The sequence below is a fragment of the Pseudoalteromonas sp. Z1A6 genome, from assembly GCF_011378745.1.
Taxonomy (GTDB): domain Bacteria; phylum Pseudomonadota; class Gammaproteobacteria; order Enterobacterales; family Alteromonadaceae; genus Pseudoalteromonas; species Pseudoalteromonas arctica.
On the sequence record NZ_WTKW01000330.1, the window covers coordinates 1 to 4,639 of the forward strand.

Sequence of the window (4,639 nt, forward strand, 5' to 3'; positions counted from 1 at the left end):
ATTTACCGCTATAGTATTCAAACTGTAAACCCCCTTTACACTTCTGTGACAGTTAAATATCGGACTTAGCTAAAGCTTCAGTTAGTAAAATTTCGGTTTATAGCCTTTTTTGTAACTTGAGTTGGTAAAATATCGGTTTGAGTCACTGTTTATACCCTCTCAGTTAGTAAAATTTTGTTTTATAGCAACGAGAAGTTAGTAAAAAATCGGTTTATAAATTTCCTCTGTTTGTCTATTAAAGCAAAAATCAGTCACTTATCCGCTTTTTTTAGTTGCTGTAAACGCTATTTACAGCAAAATCACCTAAAAAAGGTCGTTTTATGAAAGGTTAGTTAAACTCTGATCTGTAAATTTACTCAGGTAGTTAAATCGTGATCCAACATGATTAGGTTAGTTAAAGTCTGATCTGTAATTGTGCTTCAATGTTCTAACTTTACTTAAAGCAATAAAAAAGGGCCTATTGGCCCTTGAGTAACACTATCTAGTTAGGAATTAAAATTGGTTCATGGTGTTATCTTCACCACCGGCTTTTAGCGCATTATCACCAGAGAAGTATTCTTTGTGTGTATCGCCCATGTTAGAACCCGCTAAATCTTGGTGCTTAACAGAAGCCTGCTCACGGCGAATCTCTTGGCGCTGTACATCACGTACGTACGCCAGCATACCCATGTCGCCAAAGTAACCTTCTGATAAAATATCAGTGCTTAGCGCAGCTGTATGGTACGTAGGCAGAGTAATTAAGTGATGGAAAATACCGGCTTCACGTGCGCCATCGCGTTGGAAGTTTTGCACTAGTAAATCGGCTGCTTGAGCAAGCTCTGTTGCATCCATTTCTGGAGCCATTAAGCCTTTGTTGTCGCCAAGGCTTGGGTAAGCACTTAAGTCACGGCCAGCTTCTTGCCATTCTTGATATACTTGCTCACGGAACTTAAGCGTCCAGTTAAACGAAGGCGAGTTGTTGTATACCAGTTTTGCATTTGGCACGTGTTCTTTTACACGATTTACCAGCTCTGCGATTTGTTTAACATGTGGTTTTTCTGTTTCAATCCACAGTAAATCAGCGCCCGACTGCAAGCTCGTAATACAATCTAGAACTACGCGGTCTTTTTCAGTGCCTTCGCGGAATTGAAATAAACCGTTATCTAGGCGAGTTGGTTTACATAACTGGCCATTAATTTTCATTGCCGTGTCGCCTTCATTTAAGTCATCAACACCGTTAATTGGCGTGGTTTCTAAAAATGCATTGTACTGGCTTGCTAAATCACCAGGTGTTTGCGACACAGGTACTTTTTGAGTAAGGCTGGCACCTAATGAATCTGTGCGTGCCACAATAATACCGTTATCAATACCGAGTTCTAAAAAAGCGTAACGTACTGCATTGATTTTTGCTAAAAAGTCTTCGTGCGGTACTGTAACTTTACCCGCTTGGTGACCACATTGCTTAGCGTCAGACACTTGGTTTTCTATTTGAATGGCACACGCACCGGCTTCAATCATTTTTTTAGCGAGTAAATAAGTTGCTTCTTCGTTACCAAAACCAGCGTCAATATCAGCAATAATTGGCACAACATGGGTTTCAAAGTTGTCTATTTTATCAATAACCGCTTGAACGTCACCGCCATTCGCTTTTGCTGCATCTAGGTCATTAAATAAGTGGTCAAGTTCGCGTGCATCAGCTTGCTTTAAAAACGTATAAATTTCTTCAATTAATGCAGGAACCGACGTTTTTTCGTGCATGCTTTGATCTGGCAGCGGGCCAAATGCAGAGCGAAGCGCTGCAACCATCCAGCCACTTAAGTACACATAGCTGCGTTTAGTTGTTTTTTGGTGGCGCTTAATAGCCATCATCATTTGTTGGGCAGTAAAACCATGCCAACACCCCAAAGACTGTGTGTACTGGCTTGTGTCTGCGTCATATGCAGCCATATCTTCACGCATTACGTCTGCTGTGTATTGCGCAATTTCAATCCCAGTACGAAAGCGGTTTTGTAAACGCATACGGCTTGCGTATTCAGGGTTAATAGCTTTCCATGGGCTGCCTTGAGATTGGCAAAGAGTAGAAAGAGTGTCTGTTTCGCGTTGATATGTTGTCATAATAAAATCCTTCGAACGAGTGTGTAAATTATTTTAATGTTGTGAGAGTGGCTAGGAGTGTGTGCTCCGTTTCGCTTGATTCAACATTAGGCTCATTTTTTAGATTTAGTAAATTTATAGTTATTATTGCGGCTATACATTTTGTGAATGGCTAAAAAGCACTCAACATTGCTTTTTTGAGTTATTGTTGCCTTAACGCACAAGCACACAACAACATCGCGACCGTTTAAGGAAGGCAATTATGTCCCACACTCTCACACATTCAGGACTCAGCGTAGACACACAACTTGCTGATTTCGTTAAAAACCAATTACTCCCTGGCACGCATTTGAGTGAGCAGCAGTTTTGGCAAAACTTTGCACATATAGTGCAAACACTTACCCCTACAAACACAGCATTGCTTGAAAAGCGAGAGCTGCTTCAAAAGCAAATAGACGACTACCATCTTGCTAATAAAGCGTGGGATAGCGTTAAGTACCAAGCCTTTTTGCAAGATATTGGTTATTTAGTAAAAGAGCCTGCCAACTTTGAGATTGAAACTCAAAATGTAGAACCCGAGGTAGCGCTTACAGCAGGGCCTCAGTTGGTTGTGCCTGTAAGTAACGCACGCTTTGCACTTAATGCTGCTAACGCACGTTGGGGTTCGTTATACGACGCTTTATACGGCACTGATGTGTTAAGCGAAGACGATGGCGCCGAAAAAGGCACTACTTACAACCCAGTACGTGGTTTTAAAGTCATGGCCTACGCTCGTCAGTTTTTAGATAAAGCATTGCCGCTGACTAATGGCTCGCACATAGAAAGCACTAATTATTCAGTAGTAGATGGCGCACTTTTAATTACGTTACGTGATAGCTCTCAAACCACATTAGCCGACCCATCTCAGCTTATTGGCTATCAAGGTGAAGCGCAAAATCCTACTGTAGTATTATTAAAAAACAATGATTTACACATAGAGCTACATATCGATCACCACCACATTATTGGCCAAGCAGATAAAGCAGGCTTAAAAGATGTAGTGTTAGAGGCCGCACTCACCACCATTATGGACTGTGAAGATTCAGTAGCTGCAGTAGATGCAGAAGATAAAGTACAGGTTTATAAAAATTGGCTTGGTTTGATGCAAGGTAACTTAGTTGAATCGTTTAAAAAAGGCGATAAAACCGTAGAGCGTACCCTACAAAGTGATAAAATATACACCGCACTTGACGGCGGCACCGTTACTTTAAAAGGCCGCAGCATGATGTTTGTTAGAAACGTTGGCCATTTAATGACGAACCCTGCTATTACCGATGTGTACAATCAACCGGTATTTGAAGGCATTATGGATGCGATGTTTACAGCCACCGCTGCCCTGCACGACCTAAACAAAAAAACAGGTATAAAAAATACCAGCGCGCAAAGTATTAATATAGTAAAACCAAAAATGCACGGCCCTGAAGAAGTGGCGTTTACTAACACTTTATTTAGCCTAGTAGAGGAAGCGCTAAGCTTACCTAAAAACACCCTTAAAATGGGTATTATGGATGAAGAACGCCGTACATCTGTAAACCTAAAAGCCTGTATTCATGCAGCTAAAGAGCGTGTGGTATTTATCAACACCGGATTTTTAGATAGAACCGGCGATGAAATTCATACCTCTATGCAAGCGGGTGTTGTACTTCCAAAAGCACAGATTAAACAGCAATCATGGATAAGCGCATATGAGGATCGCAATGTCGATATTGGCCTTGCTTGTGGCTTAAGTCATAAAGCACAAATTGGTAAAGGCATGTGGCCAATGCCAGATAAAATGGCATTAATGATGGAGCAAAAACTAGCACATCCTAAATCAGGCGCTAATACAGCATGGGTGCCCTCCCCTACAGCCGCTACTCTGCACGCAATGCATTATCACGATGTAAACGTATTTACCGAGCAGCAAAGTATTGCTAAACGTACTATTGCTAGCCTTAATGACCTGCTTACACCGCCGCTAATGGCAGACCCTAAAACGCTTTCAAAAGAAGATATTCAAAGCGAGCTTGAAAACAACGCACAAGGCATTTTAGGCTACGTTGTACGTTGGATTGATCAAGGCGTTGGCTGCTCAAAAGTACCCGACATTAACCATATCGGGCTAATGGAAGACAGAGCAACACTGCGTATTTCAAGCCAGCATATGGCTAATTGGTTGCTAAATGGCGTGTGTTCACAGGCGCAAATAAAATCAACAATGGCTAAAATGGCCAAAGTAGTTGATGGTCAAAACGAGCACGACACTGCATATACACCCATGGCAACAAACGAAGAAACCCTTAATAACAGCATTGCCTATCAAGCCGCTACTGCATTAGTTTTAGAGGGCGTAACACAACCTAGTGGTTACACTGAACCACTACTACATAGCTACCGTATAAAATATAAAGTACAAAAAACGAATACGCTTTAACCGCTTAAGCAAAGTTCAGATTAAGTACTAAACCAGCTTTTAAGCTGGTTTTTTATCGTCTGGAATTAAAAAAGCAGCGCTTATATGGCATTTTAAAGGTATATAGATAATACA

At 41.2% G+C, this 4,639-nt stretch carries 2 protein-coding genes; one reads left to right on the forward strand and one right to left on the reverse strand.

The window, feature by feature from the left end:
* Positions 1–492 precede the first annotated feature (492 nt).
* Positions 493–2,094: an isocitrate lyase gene (locus GQR46_RS16470; RefSeq protein WP_165741547.1), complete on the reverse strand. Its 1,602-nt coding sequence runs from the start codon at positions 2,092–2,094 to the stop codon at positions 493–495.
* A gap of 241 nt (positions 2,095–2,335) precedes the next feature.
* On the opposite strand from GQR46_RS16470, the gene GQR46_RS16475 reads away from it, so the two are divergent.
* Positions 2,336–4,525 carry a malate synthase G gene (locus tag GQR46_RS16475; protein ID WP_165741548.1) on the forward strand — a complete coding sequence of 730 codons (2,190 nt, stop codon included), beginning with the start codon at positions 2,336–2,338 and terminating at the stop codon, positions 4,523–4,525.
* Positions 4,526–4,639: the final 114 nt, after the last annotated feature.

Bases quoted from the DNA above. Each gene is read 5' to 3' on its own strand.
- GQR46_RS16470 (WP_165741547.1), bottom strand. From the start codon at position 2,094: ATGACAACATATCAACGCGAAACAGACACTCTTTCTACTCTTTGCCAA.
- GQR46_RS16475 (WP_165741548.1), top strand. From the start codon at position 2,336: ATGTCCCACACTCTCACACATTCAGGACTCAGCGTAGACACACAACTT.